The organism is Paracoccus lutimaris, assembly GCF_003337565.1.
GTDB classification, from domain to species: Bacteria; Pseudomonadota; Alphaproteobacteria; order Rhodobacterales; family Rhodobacteraceae; genus Paracoccus; species Paracoccus lutimaris.
In genome coordinates, this window is record NZ_QPJL01000003.1 from 216,720 (window position 1) to 237,267 (window position 20,548).

Sequence of the window (20,548 nt, forward strand, 5' to 3'; positions counted from 1 at the left end):
TGGTCCTTTCTGGGATCGTCATTGTCAGCCGGTCACTTGAAGACCGAGGGCAGCCACAAGGACAGCGCCGGGATATAGGTCACCAGCATCAGGGTCACAAAGGCGGCGAAATAGAATGGCCAGATCGTGCGCATCGCCTGCCAGATCGAAATGCGCCCGACCGCGCAGCCCACGAACAGCACCGCACCCACCGGCGGCGTGCACAGACCAATCCCAAGGTTCAGGACCAGAATGACCCCGAAATGCACCGGGTCGACGCCGAAGGCCTGCGCCACCGGCAGAAAGATCGGCGTGGTGATGACAATGAGCGGCGACATGTCCATGAAGGTGCCAAGGATCAGCAGGATCACGTTCATCAACAGCAGGATCACCAGCGGATTGTCCGAGATGTTCTGCAAGACCGCGACCAGCTGCGCCGGCACCTTCAGATAGGCCAGAAGCCAGCCGAAACAGGCCGCGCAGCCGATCACCAGCAGCACCATCGAGGTGGTGCGCACCGCGCCCTTGGTGGCCTCGACGAATTCGGACCAGGGCAGGCTGCGATAGACCAGCGCCGTCACCAGCAGCGCATAGACCACGGCGATGTTCGAGGATTCGGATGCGGTGAACACGCCCGAGCGCACGCCGCCAAAGATGATCGCGATCAGGATCAGCCCCGGCAGGGCCGAGACGAAAAGCTGCCCCATCATCGCGAAACCGGGGAATGGGTCGGTCGGATAGCCGCGCTTGCGCGCCACCCACCATGCCGCGACCATCAGCAGCACCGCCAGCAGCAGGCCCGGGATGATCCCCGCCGTGAACAGGTCGGCAATCGACAACCGCCCCCCCGCCGCGATGGAATAGATGATCATATTGTGGCTGGGCGGGATCATCAGCGCGATGATCGAGCTGACAACAGTGATGTTGACCGCGTAATCGACGTCATAGCCGCGCTTTTTCATCTGCGGCACCATCAGCCCGCCGACCGCCGAGGCATCCGCCGCAGCCGAACCCGAGACACCCCCGAACATCAGCGAGGCCATGATATTGACCTGTCCCAGCCCGCCCTTCAGATGCCCGACCAGGGATCCGGCCAGCGCCACCAGACGCCGGGCGATGTCACCCCTGACCATCAGGTCGCCCGAATAGATGAAGAACGGAATGGCCATCAGCGCAAAGACCGAGATGCCCGAATTCAGCCGCTGGAACACCACCACCGGCGGAAGCCCCAGATAAAGCACGGTGAAAAAGCTGGCCGCGCCAAGGCAGAATGCGACCGGGGTGCCGATCAGCAGCAGGAACGAAAAGCTTCCGAACAGGATCCAGTATTCCATCGCCTATTTCCCCTTCCCGCCGGGAACGCTGTCTTCAAGCATCGCCTCGGCCGAGGGGCCTTCGGCATGGCCGTCCAGAATACCGTCGGCGGCATCGTCCATGTCGCCGAAACGCGCCGTCTTCAGCCCCGCGCCCCGGCGCAGGATGCGCTCAAGCGAGAACAGGACCAGCAGCACGCCGCCGCCGATCACCGGCGCAAAATCCCACAGCCGCGAGATGCCAAGCCCCGGGATCACCCCGCTGACGACCTTGGCCGCCAGCTGCCAGCCATAATAGGCCATGCCAAAGCCAAAGGCCGCGACGACCAGATCGGACAGGCTGTGAAACCATGGCCGCATCCAGTCCGGCACCAGATAGAGGCCGACGTCGAAGGACAGGTGATACCCTTCCTTGACGCCGACCGCGGCACCCAGAAAGATGAACCAGCCCATCAGCATGACGCTGGCGGGCTCCGCCCAGAACAGGCTGGTGCCCATCACATAGCGGTAAAAGACCTGGGCAAAGACAAAGGCGGTCATCAGCACCAGCCCGATCCCCGCCACCCACAGGCCCAGACGCGCCAGCCATCCGGTCAGCCGCGCCATCGTCAGCATTGCATCGCGCATCATGTTCCCCATGCGTGCAAGGGCGCCGCCCGCAACCATCTGCGGGCGGTCCGTTCGGTCACTCGGTTTCCTGGATCCGCTTGACCAGATCCTTGGCCTCGGGCGTGGTCACGTATTTCTCATAGACCGGGGCCATGGCCTCGACGAAGGCGGTCTTGTCGATATCCTTGATGACCTCGGACCCGGCGGCGACGACCTTTTCCTCGGAGGCCTTTTCCTGATCGGCCCACAGCTTGCGCTGCACGGTGGCCGAATTCCTGGCCGCCTCGCGCAGGATCGCCTGATCCTCGGGGGTCAGCTTTTCCCAGCTTGCCTTGGACATTGCCACCAGCTCCGGCACCATAAGATGCTGGTCCAGCGTGAAATACTTGGCCACCTCGGCATGGCCCGAGCTGTCATAGCTGGGAAAATTGTTCTCGGCCCCGTCAATGACGCCGGTCTGGATCGAGGAATAGACCTCGCCGTAAGGCATCGGCGTCGCATTGGCGCCAAGCGCCGTCATCATGTCGACAAAGACGTCGTTCTGCATGACGCGGAACTTCATGCCCTTGAGATCCTCGATCGACTTGATCGGCTTTTGCGAGTTGTAGAAGCTGCGCGCGCCGCCATCGTAATAGGCCAGTGCGATCAGGTCCTTTTCCTCGAACCCCTTGGCGATTTCCTCGCCGATGGAGCCGTCCATGACCTTGTGCATATGGTCCTCGGACTTGAAGAGGTAAGGCAGGGACATGGTCTGCGTCACCGGCACGATGTCGTTGAACGACCCGAAACTTGCGCGCACCATGTCGATGACGCCGAACTGGGTCTGCTCGATCGTGTCCTTTTCCTCACCAAGCTGGGACGAGGGGAAGACCTCGATGCAGATGCGGCCGCCGGATTTCTCCTTGGCCTCGGTGGCCATGGCCTTGACGCCCTCGACGGTCGGATAGCCGTCGGGATGGGTGTCGGACGAGCGCAGGGTGACTTCGCATTCCGCCGCGGCGCTACCAGCCAGCGCAGCGGATGCCAGCAGGGCGGCAAGGGTTGTCGTGACGAGTTTCATGTTTTCCTCCCGTTGTGAAACTCAGAGCTTATAGGCCCTCTTGGCGAGGCCATAAGAAAGGTCATGGGCAAGGTCCGGCGCCTCGTCCTCGGCCAGCCGGCCCGAGGCGACCAGCGTCGCCAGAAAGGCGCAATCGACCCGCCGGGCGACATCATGGCGCGCCGGGATCGAGCAAAAGGCCCGCGTGTCATCGTTGAAGCCCACGGTGTTGTAGAAACCGGCGGTTTCGGTGGTCATCTCGCGGAACCGGCGCATGCCCTCGGGGCTGTCGTGGAACCACCATGCCGGCCCCAGCCGCAGGCAGGGCCAGACCCCGGCCATCGGCGCCAGTTCGCGCGCGTAAGCGGTCTCGTCCAGCGTGAACAGGATCACCGTCAGGTCCGGGCGCATGCCGACCGCGTTCAAGAGCGGCCGCAGCGCCGCGACGTAATCGGTGCGGCCGGGAATGTCGAAGCCCTTGTCGCGCCCGAAACTCGCCAGCACCTGATCGGAATGGTTGCGCCGCGAACCGGGATGGATCTGCAGCACCAAGCCGTCATCAAGGCTCATCCGCGCCATTTCGGTCAGCATATGGCCGCGAAAGGCATCGGCCTCCTCCGCCGTGCATTGGCCGCGCAGGGCCTTCTGGAACAGGGCCGCCGCATCCGCCTGCGCCAGATCCTCGGTCCGGGCCGAGGCATGGCCGTGATCGGATGAGGTCGCGCCGAATTCCTTGAAATAGGCCCGGCGCGCGCGATGCGCGTCCAGATATCCGGCCCATGTCGCGGTATCGAAGCCGGTCTGCTGGCCCATCAGCGCGACATTTTCCGTGAACCCCGCCATTTCGGGGTCGATGACGCCATCGGGCCGATAGGCGGTGATCACCCGCCCGTCCCAGCCCGACTCGCGGATCATCCGATGCCAGCGCAGATCGTCGGTCGCGGCTTCGGTCGTGGCGATCGCCTCGATATTGAAGCGCTTGAACAGGGCGCGCGGACGGAACTCGGGCCGGGTCAGGCAGTCGGCGATATGGTCGTAATACCAATCCGCCGTCTCGGCCGACAGCCGCCGGTCGATGCCGAAGACATGCTGAAAGCTGTGATCGAGCCACATGCGCGAGGGCGTGCCCCGCAGCAGATGATAGTGGCGCGCGAACAGATGCCAGATCTTGCGGCCATCCGTCTCGGTCAGACCGCCATCGGCGCGCGGCACGCCCAGATCGGTCAGGCTGACCCCCTGCGAGCAGAGCATGCGAAAGACATAGTGATCGGGGGTGACGAAAAGCTGCGCCGGATCGGGAAAGGCCGCGTCCTCGGCATACCAGCGCGGGTCTGTATGCCCATGCGGGCTGAGGATCGGCAGATCGCGGATTTCCGCGTAAAGCGCGCGGGCCAGATCGCGGGCGCGCCCCTCCAGCGGGAACAGGCGGTCTTCGTCCATCAGGCCCATGCGTCACCCTCTCCCCTGCGACTCACGCTTGCACTAAAACTGATCATCTAATATGCTAGTTTTCAAGATCGGTCAATGCAGAGTCGTCGCAGGAGGGAATGATGGCATCACAGACGCTTTCGGCCGCGGCGCTGCCGGTTCTGGGCGAGACACGCCCGCGCACCGTCACCGACCAGATTTTCGACCTGCTTTACGAGCGGGTGGTGAACCTGACCCTGCCGCCCGGCGCCAAACTGTCCGAGGCCGAGGTGGCCTCGCAGATGGGTGTCTCGCGCCAGCCGGTACGCGACGCGTTCTACCGGCTGTCGCAGATGGGCTTCATCCAGATCCGGCCGCAGCGCGCCACCACCATCACGCCGATTTCCGAACCGGCGGTGCTTCAGGCCTATTTCATCCGCGCCGCGCTGGAAGAGGCCTGCATGCGCGTCGCCGCCGAAAAGCTGACGCCGGCGCAGCTGGACGCGCTTGATGCGCTGGTGGACCGGCAGGAGGCGGCGCTGGATGCCGGCCAGCGGGCCGAGTTCCACGCCATGGACGACCAGTTCCACCGCGACATCTGCGCCTATTCGGGTCTGGATTTCGTCTGGAGCCTGGTCAAGGAGAACAAGGGCCACATGGACCGCGCCCGCTATCTCAGCCTGACCCATGGCGCCCGCACCGCACTGGACGAGCATCGGCTGATCATGGCCACGCTGCGGGACCGCGATCCGGCCCGTGCCGCCGCTGCCGTCCGCCAGCATCTGAGCCGGATCGAGGGCATCATCGCCCGGCTGCGCGTCGAGCAACCCGGCGTTTTTGGCGGCTGATCCGCCTTAGCCGCCCAGATCCAGCACCTGCCCGTCCTTGAGCGTCTTCAGCACGATCTCGGACCGGACCTGCGCCACCTGCGGATGCGGCAGCAACTCGGCATGGATGAAGGCGGCAAAGGCCTCAAGGTCGCGCACGCGGATATCCAGCACGTAATCCGCATCGCCCGAAACCGAAAAGGCCGAATGCACCTGCGGGTGATCCTGCAAAAAGCGCACGAAGCCGTCATCGCGCCCCTGACCATGGGCGCGCAGGCTGACGCGGGTGATCGCGCGCAGGCCAAAGCCCAGCATCTGCGCATCCAGCCGGGCGACATAGCCCCGGATCAGCCCCGCCTGTTCAAGCGCCGCACGCCGACGGGAACATTGCGAGGCCGACAGATGCACGATCTCGCCCAAGGCCGCGTTGGTCAGCGCGCCATCGCGCTGCAATGCGTCAAGAATCGCAAGGTCGAATTGATCCATGCGCATATCGTGCATCCATTTCGCGCTTCATGCATGTTTCATCTGCAACAATCGGCTTTTGCCACCCGGATTGCAAGCACCATGCGCGGCTTTCATGCCATGCTTGTTCCAAGACCAGCGATATAAGGAAACGCCATGGGCCCCTTCCCGCATGACGCGCCGAAAGCCACGATCAGCCTGGACAATCCCGCCGGCACCGACGGGTTCGAGTTCGTCGAATTCGCCCATCCCGAGCCGGAAAAGCTGGACGCCACCTTTCGCCAGATGGGGTTCGTGCCCGTTGCCCGGCACAAGCGCAAAAAGATCACCCTCTACCGGCAGGGCGACATCAACTATCTGCTGAATGCCGAGCCCGACAGCCACGCCGCGCGCTTTGTCGCCCAGCACGGCCCCTGCGCACCCGCCATGGCCTGGCGCGTGGCCAATGCGGGGCAGGCACTGGACCATGCGCTGGCCCTGGGCGCCACGGAATATACCGGGTCCGGCAAGTCGCAGAACCTGCCGGCGGTGAAAGGAATCGGCGGCTCGCTGTTGTATTTCGTCGATCACTACGGCGATGCGGGCAGTTGCTACAGCCCGGAGTTCGACTGGCTGGGCGAGGCCGATCCCTGTCCGACGGGCTTTGGCTTTTACTATCTGGACCACCTGACCCATAACGTCATTCGCGGCAATATGGACACCTGGTATCGGTTCTATCGCGACACGTTCAATTTCCGCGAGATCCGCTTTTTCGACATTCAGGGCAAGATGACCGGGCTGGTCAGCCGGGCGCTGACCTCGCCCGACGGCAAGATCCGCATCCCGATCAACGAATCCACCGACGATCACAGCCAGATCGAGGAATATCTGCGCCGCTACAAGGGCGAGGGCATCCAGCACATCGCCATCGGCACCGAGGACATCTATTCCGGCACCGACCGCATCGCCGGGGCCGGCATGCGTTTCATGCCCGGACCGCCCGACACCTATTACGAGATGTCGCGCGAGCGGGTGACCGGCCACGCCGAGCCGATCGCGCGCATGAAACAGCACGGCATCCTGATCGACGGCGAAGGCGTCGTCGGCGGGGGCGAGACCCGGATCCTGCTGCAGATCTTTTCAAAGACCGTGATCGGGCCGATCTTTTTCGAATTCATCCAGCGCAAGGGCGACGATGGTTTCGGCGAGGGAAACTTCCGCGCCCTCTTTGAATCGATCGAGGCCGACCAATTGCGCCGTGGCGTGCTGAAACCCGGTGACGCTGCCTGATCTGCCCTGCCCCGCGCGCGTTTCGCGCTGCGCGATACCCGGCCGCCTCTCTGCCCTTCTGGAGGCGGCCGGGCCAGTTTCGGGATCGGCTCAGGCCGCCATGGTGGCGGCCACCGCGCGCTTCCAGCGCGCATAGCGGGCATCGCGCGTGGCCTTGTCCATCGCCGGTTCAAAGCGATGCTCTAGCGCCCATTCGCGGGCAAATTCCTCGGGCGGAGGGCAGATGCCCGCGCCCAACCCGGCCAAATAGGCGGCGCCAAGCGCGGTGGTTTCGGTCACCACCGGACGGTCAACCGGCGCGCCAAGAATGTCGGACAGGAACTGCATGGTCCAGTCGCTGGCCACCATGCCGCCATCGACGCGCAAGACGCCCTCGGCCGCGGCGCCCCAATCGGCGCGCATCGCCTCGAGCAGGTCACGGGTCTGGAAGCCGACGCTTTCCAAGGCCGCACGGGCAAATTCGGCGGGGCCGGAATTTCGGGTCAGACCGAAGACCGCGCCCCGGCTGTCGGGCCGCCAATAGGGCGCGCCCAGCCCGGTAAAGGCCGGGACCATGATCAGTTCCTGCGTCGGATCGGCGGCCTCGGCCAAAGGCTGCGTCTCGGCGGCGTGGCGGATGATTTTCAGCCCGTCGCGCAGCCATTGCACCACCGCGCCGGCGATAAAGATCGAGCCTTCCAGCGCATAGGTCGTCTGCCCGTTCAGCCGATAGGCAATGGTGGTCAGCAGCCGGTTTTTGGACGGCACCATCTGGTCGCCGGTGTTCAGCAGCGCGAAGCAACCGGTGCCATAGGTCGATTTCATCATGCCGGGACGGAAACAGGCCTGCCCCACGGTCGCGGCCTGCTGGTCGCCCGCGACGCCCATGATCGGGATCTCGCGTCCAAACAGATCGGCGCGGGTGACGCCGAAATCGTCGGCGCTGTCGCGCACCTCAGGCAAAAGCGCCATCGGAATGTCCAGAAGCGCGCAGATATCCGCGTCCCAGCGGTTCTCGGCGATGTTGTAAAGCAGCGTCCGCGCGGCATTGGTGGCGTCGGTCGCATGCACCTTGCCGCCGGTCAGGTTCCAGATCAGCCAACTGTCGACGGTGCCGAAGGCCAGCTCGCCAGCCTCGGCGCGGGCGCGGGCGCCCTCGACATGGTCCAGCAGCCATTTCAGCTTGGTGCCGGAAAAATACGGGTCGAGCAGCAACCCGGTCCGGGCCGAGATCATCGGCTCATGCCCATCAGCCTTCAGCCGCTCGCACAGATCGGCGGTGCGGCGGTCCTGCCAGACGATGGCGTTATGCAGGGCGCGGCCGGTCGCGCGGTCCCAGAGCACCGTGGTTTCGCGCTGGTTGGTGATGCCGATGGCGGCGATGTCATCCGCCCCCTGCCCCAGTTTCTCGATGGCGGCGCGGGCGGTCGCGGCGACCGTGCTCCACAGATCCGAGGCGTCATGTTCCACCCAGCCCGAGGCCGGAAAATGCTGGGCGAATTCCTCTTGCGCCGAGGCGACGGGCCGCAGCTTTTCATCAAACAGGATGGCGCGGGACGAGGTCGTGCCCTGATCGATGGCAAGAATATGTTTCATGGCGGACTCCTCCCCGAGATAGAATGGGGGCGGGACAATGCCCCGCCCCCGATGCTGTTACTGCCAGGACTTCAGCAGTTCATCATAGGAAATCGTCTCGCCCTGCGGCTTTTCGTTTTCCAGCTTGCCCACCGGCGCGCCGGGCGCGTCAAGCCATTCCTGGGCGTCCTTTTCCTCGTTCATCTTGGGGCCAAGATCGCCCTGAACGCCAGAACGCTCGATCCGGGCCAGGACCTTTTCCTGTTCGGCACAAAGCGCGTCCAGCGCCTCTTGCGGCGACTTCGCACCCGAAAGCGCGTCCCCGATATTCTGCCACCAGAGCTGTGCAAGCTTCGGATAGTCGGGGATGTTGGTGCCGGTCGGCGACCACTGCACGCGTGCGGGCGAGCGGTAGAATTCGACCAGACCGCCCAGTTTCGGCGCGCGGTCGGTGAAGGACTTGTCCTGAATGGTCGACTCGCGGATGAAGGTCAGGCCGACATGCGATTTCTTCACATCGACCGTCTTCGAGGTCACGAACTGCGCATAAAGCCATGCGGCCTGCGCGCGGTCCACGGGGGTCGATTTCATCAGCGTCCACGAACCCACGTCCTGATAGCCGATCTTGGTGCCTTCGGTCCAATAGGCCCCGTGCGGCGAGGGCGCCATGCGCCATTTCGGCGTGCCATCCGCGTTCACCACGGCGGTGCCTTCCTTGACCATGTCGGCGGTAAAGGCGGTGTACCAGAACATCTGCTGGGCGATGTCGCCGCGTGCCGGGACCGGCCCGGCCTCGCCGAAGGTCATGCCCTGGGCTTCCGGGGGCGTATAGGCTTTCAGCCAGTCGATGGCCTTGGTCACGGCATAGACGGCTGCCGCATCGTTGGTCGCGCCACCACGCGCCACGCAGGACCCGACCGGACGGCTGTTTTCATCGACGCGGACGCCCCATTCATCGACCGGAAGGCCGTTCGGCTCGCCCTTGTCGCCCATGCCGGCCATGGACATCCAGGCATCGGTATAACGCCAGCCAAGGCTGGGGTCCTTCTTGCCGTAATCCATGTTGCCCCAGGCCTTGGTGGGACCGCCCTCGATATAGGACATGTCGCGGCCGGTGAAGAATTCGGCGATGTCCTCATAGGCCGACCAGTTCACCGGGACGCCCAGATCATAGCCGTACTTGGCCTTGAAATCGTCCTTGGTCTTCTGGTCGTTGAACCAGTCATAGCGGAACCAGTAGAGGTTCGCGAACTGCTGGTCGGGCAGCTGATACAGATCGCCATCGGGCGCGGTGGTGAATTTCAGGCCCAGAAAGTCCGGCAGGTCCAGACCGGGGTTGGTGAAATCCTTGCCCTCTTCGGCCATCCATTTGGTCAGGTCGCGGGCCTGCTGATAGCGCCAATGGGTGCCGATCAGGTCCGAGTCGTTGACATAGCCGTCATAGATGTTCTCGCCGGTCTGCATCTGGGTCTGCAGCTTTTCGACGACATCGCCCTCGCCGATCAGGTCATGGGTGACCTTGATGCCGGTGATGGCGGTAAAGGCCGGGGCCAGAACCTTGGCCTCGTATTCATGGGTGGTGATGGTTTCGGAAACCACCTTGATCTCCATCCCCGCCAGCGGCTTTGCGGCGTCGATGAACCATTGCATTTCCTTTTCCTGATCCGCACGCGGCAGGGTGGACAGATCGCCGATTTCGGCGTCGAGAAACTGCTTGGCAGCTTCCATATCGGCCCAAGCGGGCGCGGTGCCCGTGACCATCAGCGCAAGCGCCATGGCCGTTCTGGTTGCAGTCAGTCTCATGGTTTCCTCCCTTGGAATGTGAGACGTTACTTGGATTTTGCCCGGGCAATCGCCGCTGCCCTTGGGCGGGATCATCGGCCCGTCAGACCCAGCGGAACACCGCCGCAGCATAGACAAGGCACAGTGCCAGCGCCCACCAAAGCGGCGGGCCGGCGAAAAACAGCCAGCCCAGACAGATGAAGGCCGAGCCGAGAAGCGTGATGAACAGCCGGTCGCCGCGCGTGGTTTCGATCCGCAGGATGCCATGGCGGGGCGTTTCCGGAAAGCGGATCGCCAGGATGGTGAACAGCGTGAGCAAGCTGGCGATGGTCCAGAAGAACAGCGCCACCGGGAAGGTCCAGGCCATCCAGCCGCCGGGGATCATCGGCGCGAACCAGTCTTTCGCACCCTCATCAGTGACCGGGGTCGCCCAGATCAGGAAGCCAAGGGCTGCGCCCAGAACCGCGGTGGCGGTCAGATAGATCGCGGTCCAGTTGGTGCGGCGGGCGGGGATTGCGGTATCAGCCATGGCGAACCTCAGACGCGGCCCAGGGCAAAGCCCTTGGCGATGTAGTTGCGGACAAACCAGATCACCAGCGCGCCCGGCACGATGGTCAGCACACCTGCCGCCGCCAGCACACCCCAGTCCATGCCCGAGGCCGAAACCGTGCGCGTCATCGTCGCGGCGATGGGTTTCGCGTTCACGCTGGTCAGGGTGCGCGACAAGAGCAGCTCGACCCATGAGAACATGAAGCAGAAGAAGGCGGCAACCCCGATCCCGGATGCGATCAGCGGCATGAAGATCTTTACGAAAAAGCGTGGAAAGCTGTAGCCGTCGATATAGGCGGTCTCGTCGATTTCCTTGGGCACGCCGCGCATGAAACCTTCGAGGATCCAGACGGCCAGCGGCACGTTGAAGAGGCAATGCGCCAAGGCCACCGCGATATGCGTGTCAAACAGCCCGATCGAGGAATAAAGCTGAAAGAACGGCAGCGCAAAGACAGCGGGCGGCGACATGCGGTTGGTCAGAAGCCAGAAGAACAGGTGCTTGTCGCCCATGAAGCTGTAGCGGCTGAAGGCATAGGCCGCCGGCAGCGCCACCGCGATCGAAATCACCGTGTTCATCACCACATAGATGATCGAGTTGACATAGCCCATGTACCAGCTTGGGTCGGTCAGGATCACCCGATAGTTCCGCAGCGTGAACTCATGCGGGTAAAGGCTGAAGGTGCCGGTGATCTCGGCATTGGTCTTCAGCGACATGTTCAGCAGCCAATAGATCGGCAGCATAAGAAACAAGAGATACAGCGCCATCACGACGGCTTGCGACTTGATACGCATCAGTTGCCCTCCCCCATGCTGGTCTGGGCGCGGTCAAGATTGGTCATGACCGTATAGAACACCCAGCTGACCAGCAGGATCACAAGGAAATACATCAGTGAGAAGGCAGCGGCAGGGCCAAGGTCGAACTGCCCGACCGCCATCTTGACCAGATCGATGGACAGGAACGTGGTCGAGTTGCCCGGACCACCGCCGGTGACCACAAAGGGCTCGGTATAAATCATGAAACTGTCCATGAAGCGCAAAAGCACCGCGATCAGCAGGACGCCCTTCATCTTGGGCAGCTCGATATAGCGGAAGACGGCCCAGCGGCTGGCCTGATCGATCTTGGCCGCCTGATAATAGGCCTGCGGGATCGATTGCAGCCCGGCATAGCACAGCAGCGCGACAAGGCTGGTCCAGTGCCAGACATCCATGACGACCACCGTGATCCACGCATCCAGCGGGTCGTTGGTGTAGTTGTAATCGATGCCGATCGCCGCAAGCGTATGCCCCAACAGGCCGATATCGGTGCGCCCGAAGATCTGCCAGATCGTGCCGACGACGTTGAAGGGGATCAGCAAAGGCAGCGCCATCAGGACCAGCACCACGCTGGACCAGAAACCCTTCTTGGGCATGTTCAGCGCGACGAAAATGCCCAAGGGCACCTCGATCGCAAGGATGATGGCGGAAAACAGCGCCTGCCGGCCAAGCGCCTCGTGCAGACGTTCGGAATGGACCATCTCGTCGAACCATTCCAGGCCCGCCCAGAAGAATTCGTTGTTCCCGAATGTGTCGTTGAAGGCGTAGTTCACCACCGTCATCAGCGGGATCACCGCCGAAAAGGCCACGATGACCAGCACCGGCAGGACCAGAAACCACGCCTTGTTGTTCTGGGTCTTTTCCATCAGGCGGCCCTTTCCTGTGCGGGCGCGACGCGCCAGTCATCGGCATAAACGTTGATCTTTGCAGGCGCGAAGGCGACCTGGGGCAGGCCATCGACCGGCATCCCTTCGGGGATGACGACATTGAGCGCATTGCCCAGAACCTCGCCGCGCAGCAGGCGGTGGCGACCCACGTCCTCGACCCGGCGGATGACAAAGGGCAGCCCTCCGCTGGCGACCAGCGTCGCATGTTCGGGGCGGATGCCGATCTGGACCCGGCCCGACTGGGGCGCATAGCTTGCGCCCAGCCCGACCACATCACCGCCGGGCAGCGTGGCGCGATTGCCCTGCACGTCAGCCGTCAGAAAATTCATCCCCGGAGAGCCGATGAAATAGCCCACGAAGGTATGGGCAGGGGTCTCGAACAGTTCCTCGGGGGTGCCCATCTGCACGACGCGGCCGTCATACATGACCACGACCTTGTCGGCGAAGGTCAAGGCCTCGGTCTGGTCATGGGTGACATAGATCATCGTATGGCCGAACTGGCGATGCAGTTGCTTGAGCTGCGTGCGTAATTCCCATTTCATATGCGGGTCGATGACGGTCAGCGGCTCGTCGAACAGGATCGCGTTCACGTCCTCGCGCACCATGCCGCGGCCAAGGCTGATCTTTTGCTTGGCATCCGCGGTCAGCCCCTGAGCCTTGCGTGAAAGCCACGCCTCCATCCCGATCATCTGGGCGATCTGATCGACGCGGGCCTTGATATAGGCCGCATCCATGCCGCGATTGCGCAGCGGGAATGCCAGATTGTCGCGCACCGACATGGTGTCATAGACGACCGGGAACTGGAACACCTGCGCGATATTGCGCTCGGCCGTCGGGGCGTCGGTGACGTCACGGTCACCAAACAGCACGCGCCCATGGCTGGGCCGCAAAAGCCCCGAGATGATGTTCAAAAGCGTGGTCTTGCCACAGCCTGACGAGCCCAGCAGCGCATAAGCCCCCCCGTCCTGCCAGACATGGTCCATTTCCTTCAGCGCGTAATCCTTGTCCGATTGCGGATTCGGGAAATAGCTGTGGGCCAGGTTTTTCAGCGTGATCTGTGCCATGGTCAGGCCGCCTTCGCATAGGATGCAGGTGCCGAAAGCCGCCCGGCCGCGTCGAACAGGTAGACATGGGCCGGGTCCAGCCAGACCGTCAATTCCTGCCCCGGCGTCAGGTCATGGACGCCCTCGACCAGCCCGACCCAGCGGTCGGCACCGTGATCGACATGGATGAAGGTTTCCGAGCCGGTGATCTCGGTCACGGCCAGCACGCAGTCAAAGGCGATGGCGGCATCGCTGTGCTTATGCAAGTGCAGGTGGTTGGCGCGGAAACCGGCCTGATAGGCCCCGTCCGGCAAGCCGTCAAAGCCCGCGACCGGCGCGGCGCTGTCGCCCAGCGTAAGCCGCCCGCCCTGAATCCTGGCCGTCATGAAGTTCATCGGCGGATCGGAAAACACCCGCGCCGTGGTCGCATCGACCGGCTGGCGATAGACCAGAGGCGTGGGGCCGAACTGGGTCACTCGGCCTTCCCACAAGGTGGCGGTATTGCCGCCCAGCAGCAGGGCTTCCTCGGGCTCGGTCGTGGCATAGACAAAGATCGCGCCCGAGGCTTCAAAGATGCGGGGGATCTCGACGCGCAATTCTTCGCGCAGCTTGTAATCAAGGTTTGCCAGCGGCTCGTCCAGCAGGACCAGCCCCGCACCCTTGACCAGCGCCCGGGCCAGCGCGCAGCGTTGCTGCTGGCCGCCCGACAATTCCAAGGGCTTGCGGGTCAGCATGGGCGTCAGGCGCATCATCTCGGCGGTTTCGCGAACCTTGCGGTCGATCTCGTCGCCGGGGCGGCCAAGGATGCGCAGGGGCGAGGCGATGTTTTCGTAAACCGTCAGGCCGGGATAGTTGATGAATTGCTGATAGACCATGGCGACACCGCGGTCCTGGACACGCTGGCCGGTCACGTCCTGCCCGTCCCAGATCACCCGCCCGGCCGAAGGCTGGTCCAGCCCCGCCATCAGCCGCATCAGGCTGGTCTTGCCCGACAGGGTCGGCCCCAGCAATACGTTCATCGTGCCCTTCTGCAAGGTCAGGCTGGTCGGGTGTATATGCACCCTGCCCCCGACCACGCGCGACACGCCCTGCAATTCCAGCACGTCTTCCCCCCCTTATTCTGCCGCCGCGGTCGCGGCTGGCATGGCCGCGATGAAGTCATCCAGCGCGCGGACCTGTTCGTTGTTCATATGCAGCCCCAGCTTGGTGCGCCGCCACAGGATGTCCTGCGCGCTCAGGGCGTATTCGTTGCGGACCAGCCAGTTGACCTCGGCCTCGGTCAGGCCGGCGCCGAAATCGCGGCCCAGATCGGAGAGGCTCTTTGCGTCGCCCAGCAGGCGAAAGGCCTCGGTGCCATAGGTGCGCACCAGCCGCCGCGCGAGGCGCGGGCTGAGGAACGGATAGGTGGCGCCCAGCTGCGCGATCAGCGCCTCGACCCCATCGACCGGGAAATCGCCGCCGGGCAGGGCCACGCGCGCCGTCCAGTTCCCCGAGGCCTTGGGGAAAAACGGCGCAAGTTTCGCCAGCGCGCTTTCCGCCAGCCGGCGATAGGTGGTGATCTTGCCGCCAAAGACGTTCAGCAGCGGCGCACCCTGATCGTTCAGGCTCAGCACATAGTCCCGCGTCGCCGCCGTCGCCGATTTCGCGCCGTCATTGTAAAGCGGCCGGACGCCCGAATAGGTCCAGACCACCTGATCGGGGGTCACCGGGCGGGCGAAATACTGGCTGGCAAAGGCGCAGAGATAATCGCGTTCCTCATCCGTGCAGCGGGCCTCGCCCGGCAGGCCCTTGTGGTCCATGTCGGTGGTGCCGATCAGGGTGAAGTCCTGCTCATAGGGGATGGCAAAGATGATGCGCCCGTCAGTCCCCTGAAAGAAATAGCAGCGGTCATGGTCGTAAAGTTTCGGCACCACGATATGGCTGCCGCGCACCAGCCGCACCCCCTCGGTCGAGGGGATATGCGCGACATTGCGGATGACATCCTCGACCCACGGGCCGCCGGCATTGACCAGCGCGCGGGCGTGATAGGTCTGCATGCCCTCCGGCCCCTCGGTGGTGATCTGCCACAGCTCGCCCAGACGCTGGGCCATGGTCACGCGGGTGCGGGTCAGGATGGTGGCGCCGCGCGCCTCGGCGTCGCGGGCGTTCAGCACGACCAGCCGCGAATCCTGCACCCAGCAATCGGAATATTCCCAGCCGGTGCGAAAACCCGGCTTCAGCGGCCTACCCAGCGGATCAGAGGACAGATCCAGTTTCGAGGTGCCGGGCAGGATCTTTCTGCCGCCCAGATGGTCGTAAAGAAACAGTCCCAGCCGGATCAGCCATGCCGGACGGCGGCCCTTCATCCAGGGCATCGCCAGCCCCAGCAGGCGCGAGGTCGGCGTGTCGCTTTCAAAGCGCATGTCGGGCGAATAGGGCAGCACGAAACGCATCGGCCAGCTGATATGGGGCATGGCCGTCAGCAGGGTTTCGCGTTCCTCCAGCGCCTCGCGCACCAGACGGAATTCGAAATACTCCAGATAGCGCAGCCCGCCATGGAACAGCTTGGTCGAGGCAGATGAGGTCCCTTGCGCCAGATCGCCCATCTCGGCCATGGTGACCGAAAGGCCGCGCCCGGCAGCGTCGCGGGCAATGCCGCAGCCATTGATGCCGCCGCCGATGATGAACAGATCGACGATCGGACGTTCTGACGATGACACGCCGCAATCCCCCCTTTGCTGTGCCCGCTCCCCTGTTGGCAAGGTGTAGCGCCTGCCTGTCGCCGGTCAAGCGTATATTTTCGTTTTTGACCGTTTCAGAGCAAAAACGAAAATTTCTACGCTGCGACGCCGCGTAAACCTGGCGCAGATCGCGAAGCCCAGCCTGATCCATGCTGCACATGCGCGATTTTCCGCGCTTTTCTTATACAAGAACAGCCACGAACGCACGGGGCCGAAATCCGCGTCCGAAGCAGCGGAATCGTGATACCATGCCTTGACCGGACGATTCTCCGATCATTTCAAGACGGAACTGTGAACCGCCGCCCCCAGGTTGCGGCCCTTGGCTGATCGTTTCACCGCTGCCCCAGGTAAAATCGGCCCGTTCTGATCATGGAGGCAGCGATGCCATGCTGCGACATTAGGAATATGAAGTTTCTGGGGTTCCCGATCGGCGATATTTTTGGGGGCGTTCTGCTGTGTTTTGGCGTGGTCACTGCCCTGTTCGTCAGCATCGCGATCATGCCCGAACTGAGCTGGCGCGGCATGGCGCAAGGTTCAGCGACCTATAAGACAGCAGCCATCGCCCTGCGCGCGCGTGACGAGGTCGCCGACAGGCTGGATAGCTATCACACCGAGTATCTGAAGCTGCTGACCGACGATGCCCCGAACACCAATATGCTGATCCGGCGCGACGGACTTTCCAAAGGCATTCAGGATGAAACCGCGGCGCTGGCTGCAGCTGAGGCCGAAGTGACACGGATACGTAGGGATCTGAGCGATGGTCCGGCCGCCGTGGACGCGCTGCAGCTGGCACGGCATTCCTGGCGATGGAAATGCTTTGACCGGGCGACGCCCGATCAATTGATCCTGTTGCTGACGCTGTTGATGGGCTTTCTGGGCGGGATCATCTCTGTTGCCCGCGCCTTCCTGACCGCAGATTCGTCGGATCAACCCACCCCGGCGGACTATGTCATCCGTCCGTTGATGGGCATTGTGGTCGCCTTCGTGTTCTACCTGTTGGTGCAGGTCGCGCAGATCACGCTGAGCACCGCGGGCAACACCGACAAGCTGAATCCCATCCCCATCGCGCTGATCGCGGTGGTTGCCGGCATGATGGCCAACGAGGCGCTTGGCGCCGTGGACAGCTGGGGCAAGACCTTGATGGCCCGCATTTCGACCGGCACCCCCGCAGATGAGCTGAAGGCCATGCTGGCCGAGCAGCGCAAGCGGCTGGAGGAGGTGACAAAGAAATTGCCCACCTCGGCACCGCGCGACCAGACACAGCAATATAAAGCTGCCAAGCCTGCGCATACCGCCGCCGAAGAGGCTCTGAAACGGGCCGAGGAGGCGGTCAAGAAAGCCGCCGCCGACAACAGCAGCAGCGCCACCGTGGCAGCGGCGAACGCCGCGCTTGCAGATCTCAAGGCAAAGATAGCCGCGGCCGAAACCCTGACGGCTGCCATCCCCTGACGCCCCAATGAACGAGGCCCCCAGATGACCGAATTTCGCGGATTGGCGCTGCTGCGTGAGATCATGCGCGATGCCGCCCCCGATGACCGCCCGATCTTCACCCCCGAGCGCATGCGCTTTGTCCTTGAACTGCTGCCCTCGGACGATCCGGCAGAGGCGCAGGCCCGAACGCGGGAAAAGCTGAAGGCCCTGACCGGCAGCACCGCCTTCAGGCTTGAACCGCTGTTTCCCGGCGGCGATCCGGCGTTTCTGGTCTTTTCCCCCGAGGGCATCGACCGCACCCTGCCCGAAGACGCGATGTTCGCCATCGCCGAGGCGCTGCGCGACCAGCTCGGGCTGCTTTCCTGCGAGCCTGATATCGGCGTGGCGGCGTCAAGCGATCCCAGCGACAGCCCGCCGCGCGGCACCGAGGGCGTCATCGGCGACATCTTCTGCTGGGCGCAGGGCAACGCGCCCCCGGACAAGGAATGGGCGCTGCGCCGCACGCTGGTGCATCAGGCCTGGGCGCGCAACCCCGCCAAGGGCCGCAACATCGTCATCGCCCAGCCCGATACCGGTATCGTGAAACATGTCGAGCTGCAGGACACGCGGATCGATCTTAGCCGCACGCTGAACCTGATCGAGGGCGGCACCGACCCCACCGACCCGCTGTCCTCGCGCATGTCCAATCCCGGCCATGGCACCTCGACCGCCAGTGTCGTCGCCTCGGGCGAGGGCTCGGCGATCAAGGGTTCGGCCCCGCGCGCGACGCTGGTGCCGATCCGCTGCATCAACGATGTCGTGGTCATGGATGCAAGCCCGGTGGCCCGCGCCGTCGATCACGCGATCGGTGTGGGCGCGCATGTCGTCACCATGAGCCTGGGCGGGCTGAGCAGCCGCGCCTTGCGCGCCGCGATCCGGCGGGCGGTCGCGCGCGACATCATCGTGATGGCGGCTGCCGGCAATTGCGTCGGCATCACCGTCTGGCCCGCCGCCTTTCCCGAATGCATCGCCGTCGCCGGCACCAACAATGCCGACCAGCCCTGGAGGGGCACCTCGCGCGGGCCATCGATCGATTTCTCGGCCCCGGCGGAATTTGTCTGGCGCGCCGATACCCGTGACCCGGCCCACCAGCTGACCGGCATCTCGGGCGGTCAGGGCACCTCTTTCGCGGTGGCGCTCAGCGCCGGGATCGCGGCCCTGTGGCTGGGCCATCACGGCCGCGCCGCCGCGATCGCCGAAGCCCGCCGCCGTGGCACCACCCTTCAGGACCTGTTCCGCGCCGCCGCCCGCCAGACCGCGCGACGGCCGGCGGGCTTTCCGGGGGACATGGGGGCGGGGATCATCAATGCCGATGCCCTGCTGGCCCTGTCCCTGCGCGACATCCGCATGGGCGGGCTGGAAAGCGCCATCGCCGCCACCGATCTCAGCGGCGGGCTCGAGGGTGCGATGACCGAGGTGCTGGGCCCGGGCCGCTTCGACGAGGGCTTCGACTGGGCGCGGCACGGGGCCGAGGTCTCGGCGCTGCTGATCGCCGATGCGCGTGCCGGACGCGGCCAGCCCGGTGCCGGCGCCGAGGCCCGGGCCCCCCGGCGCGCCTCGGGGCCGCTGACCGAGGCCGCGGCAGGTGCGCGCGATCCGCGTCTTGCGGCGCTGGCGCTGCGGGCCGGCATGCCGGCACCCGCGCTGTTGCGCCCGGCCGAAAGCAGCCTGCGGACCGAGGCGCTGATCACCCGCATCGGCGTGGCCGCCAGCCCCGGCATATCCGCCGAATCCGCCCGCAAGATGAATGTCGAGACCGCCCGCGCCGCGCTTGATGAAAGCGGCAGGGCGCAGATCCTTGACGGTCTGAACGCCCGGATCGAGCAGACCGGGCGCAACGATCTGGGCACCGATCTGGACAGCATCGACGACGCCATCCGCAATCTGCACAGCCAGGGTGGCGCCGCGCGGCTGTCGACGGCGCAGACCATCCAGCTTGAGGCGCTGGTCTCGCTGACCGACCGCGCCGCACTGCCGGTGACCGAGCGGCTGACGCCCGACAACCGCATCGTACAGACGGTGGACAGCACCCATCCCTCGCTTGGGGCATTCGGGGTGCTGGTGAACACGCGGCTGAGCGATCTGGAATCCGGCCCGCTGGCGGCGGTCGGCCGGATCGATGCGGACTGGATCCATACCGGGACCGGCTTTCTGGTCGGCCCGGACCTGATCCTGACCAACCGCCATGTGCTTGAGGAACTGGCCAGCCCATTGCCGCGCGCCACGAACCCGGCGCGCTGGCAGATGACGCGGCAGGCGACCATCGACTTCTCGCCCTCGGGTTTCGATCCGGCGCGGCGCTTCCGCATTGTCGAGGTGGTGCTGGCGGGCCCGGATCCGATCACCGGCCATCCGATCAGCTTCGAGCAGCTCGACCTTGCGCTTCTGCGCATCGAAACCACGAACACCTCGGGTGGCACCCCGCCGGCGCCGATCGCGGTGGTCCGCAATGAGGGGTGGCGCGCGAGGGCCGCAAACCTGTTCGTTGTCGGCTATCCGGCACCGCCGGCCTATATCCCGCGCGACGATCAGGGCGCGCTGCGTCAGGACGTGATCGAGCGCCTGCGCGAGCTCTTCGGGCTGCGCTATCGCGAGAAATACTTCGCGCCCGGCATGGTGCAGCGCTTTGGCGGCTGGGTCTTCGACCATGACGCAACCACGCTGGGCGGCAATTCAGGCTCGCTGATCGGCACGCTGGAAGGGGTCGACATCTCGGCGGCGGGGCTGCATTTCGCCGGCGACTGGCTGCGGGCGAACCACGCCCATGACCTCGCGCTTGTGCGCGCCGCCAACAGCCAGCTCAACGCCCTGCTGTGACGGGG

General features: G+C 64.4%; 17 protein-coding genes. 4 read left to right on the forward strand and 13 right to left on the reverse strand.

From position 1 onward, the window contains the following. Window positions 1-32: 32 nt before the first annotated feature. From DFP89_RS04835 to uxaC, 4 genes are read right to left on the reverse strand one after another with little or no spacing between them, the layout of a single operon-like run. Window positions 33-1,313, reverse strand: a complete 1,281-nt coding sequence (locus DFP89_RS04835; protein ID WP_114348255.1) for a TRAP transporter large permease — start codon at window positions 1,311-1,313, stop codon at window positions 33-35. A 3-nt stretch (window positions 1,314-1,316) separates the two neighbouring features. After that, window positions 1,317-1,919: a TRAP transporter small permease gene (locus DFP89_RS04840; protein ID WP_114348322.1), complete on the reverse strand. Its 603-nt coding sequence runs from the start codon at window positions 1,917-1,919 to the stop codon at window positions 1,317-1,319. Window positions 1,920-1,977: 58 nt separating this feature from the next. Beyond that, complete coding sequence (locus DFP89_RS04845; protein ID WP_114348256.1) at window positions 1,978-2,961, reverse strand: TRAP transporter substrate-binding protein; 984 nt, start codon at window positions 2,959-2,961, stop codon at window positions 1,978-1,980. 21 nt (window positions 2,962-2,982) lie between these two features. Then, window positions 2,983-4,389 (reverse strand): glucuronate isomerase, encoded by a 1,407-nt coding sequence (gene uxaC, locus DFP89_RS04850; protein ID WP_114348257.1) that lies wholly within the window; start codon window positions 4,387-4,389, stop codon window positions 2,983-2,985. Window positions 4,390-4,490: 101 nt separating this feature from the next. Between uxaC and DFP89_RS04855 the strand changes: the two genes are divergently transcribed. After that, window positions 4,491-5,195 (forward strand): GntR family transcriptional regulator, encoded by a 705-nt coding sequence (locus DFP89_RS04855; protein ID WP_114348323.1) that lies wholly within the window; start codon window positions 4,491-4,493, stop codon window positions 5,193-5,195. Between the two features lie 6 nt (window positions 5,196-5,201). On the opposite strand, the gene DFP89_RS04860 is transcribed toward DFP89_RS04855, so the two are convergent. Beyond that, window positions 5,202-5,660: an Lrp/AsnC family transcriptional regulator gene (locus tag DFP89_RS04860; protein WP_245948598.1), complete on the reverse strand. Its 459-nt coding sequence runs from the start codon at window positions 5,658-5,660 to the stop codon at window positions 5,202-5,204. Between the two features lie 135 nt (window positions 5,661-5,795). Between DFP89_RS04860 and hppD the strand changes: the two genes are divergently transcribed. After that, on the forward strand, window positions 5,796-6,908 hold the full coding sequence (hppD, locus tag DFP89_RS04865; RefSeq protein WP_114348259.1) for a 4-hydroxyphenylpyruvate dioxygenase: 1,113 nt from the start codon (window positions 5,796-5,798) through the stop codon (window positions 6,906-6,908). Between the two features lie 90 nt (window positions 6,909-6,998). Here hppD and glpK read toward each other — a convergent pair whose 3' ends face one another. From glpK to glpD, 8 genes are all read right to left on the reverse strand, one after another. Further along, window positions 6,999-8,483, reverse strand: coding sequence for a glycerol kinase GlpK (gene glpK, locus DFP89_RS04870; RefSeq protein ID WP_114348260.1), 1,485 nt, complete (start codon window positions 8,481-8,483; stop codon window positions 6,999-7,001). A 57-nt stretch (window positions 8,484-8,540) separates the two neighbouring features. After that, on the reverse strand, window positions 8,541-10,265 hold the full coding sequence (locus DFP89_RS04875; RefSeq protein ID WP_425452633.1) for an ABC transporter substrate-binding protein: 1,725 nt from the start codon (window positions 10,263-10,265) through the stop codon (window positions 8,541-8,543). 82 nt (window positions 10,266-10,347) lie between these two features. Further along, window positions 10,348-10,773 (reverse strand): DUF2160 domain-containing protein, encoded by a 426-nt coding sequence (locus DFP89_RS04880; RefSeq protein ID WP_114348262.1) that lies wholly within the window; start codon window positions 10,771-10,773, stop codon window positions 10,348-10,350. Window positions 10,774-10,781: 8 nt separating this feature from the next. Beyond that, the gene (locus DFP89_RS04885) at window positions 10,782-11,585 is read right to left on the reverse strand and encodes a carbohydrate ABC transporter permease (protein WP_114348263.1); all 804 of its coding nucleotides are present in this window, start codon (window positions 11,583-11,585) and stop codon (window positions 10,782-10,784) included. Then, window positions 11,585-12,472, reverse strand: a complete 888-nt coding sequence (locus DFP89_RS04890; RefSeq protein ID WP_114348264.1) for a carbohydrate ABC transporter permease — start codon at window positions 12,470-12,472, stop codon at window positions 11,585-11,587. Before DFP89_RS04890 ends, DFP89_RS04885 begins: the two co-directional genes overlap by 1 nt. Beyond that, on the reverse strand, window positions 12,472-13,557 hold the full coding sequence (locus DFP89_RS04895) for an ABC transporter ATP-binding protein (protein ID WP_114348265.1): 1,086 nt from the start codon (window positions 13,555-13,557) through the stop codon (window positions 12,472-12,474). Before DFP89_RS04895 ends, DFP89_RS04890 begins: the two co-directional genes overlap by 1 nt. Before the next feature lie 2 nt (window positions 13,558-13,559). Beyond that, the gene (locus DFP89_RS04900; RefSeq protein WP_114348266.1) at window positions 13,560-14,639 is read right to left on the reverse strand and encodes an ABC transporter ATP-binding protein; all 1,080 of its coding nucleotides are present in this window, start codon (window positions 14,637-14,639) and stop codon (window positions 13,560-13,562) included. 12 nt (window positions 14,640-14,651) lie between these two features. Beyond that, on the reverse strand, window positions 14,652-16,235 hold the full coding sequence (gene glpD / locus DFP89_RS04905) for a glycerol-3-phosphate dehydrogenase (protein WP_114348267.1): 1,584 nt from the start codon (window positions 16,233-16,235) through the stop codon (window positions 14,652-14,654). 390 nt (window positions 16,236-16,625) lie between these two features. On the opposite strand from glpD, the gene DFP89_RS04910 reads away from it, so the two are divergent. Both DFP89_RS04910 and DFP89_RS04915 read left to right on the forward strand, forming a co-directional pair. Next, complete coding sequence (locus DFP89_RS04910; RefSeq protein ID WP_147273270.1) at window positions 16,626-17,705, forward strand: hypothetical protein; 1,080 nt, start codon at window positions 16,626-16,628, stop codon at window positions 17,703-17,705. Between the two features lie 24 nt (window positions 17,706-17,729). Beyond that, entirely contained in the window at window positions 17,730-20,543 is a 2,814-nt protein-coding gene (locus DFP89_RS04915) for a S8 family serine peptidase (protein ID WP_114348269.1), read from the forward strand. The last annotated feature ends 5 nt before the right edge of the window (window positions 20,544-20,548 follow it).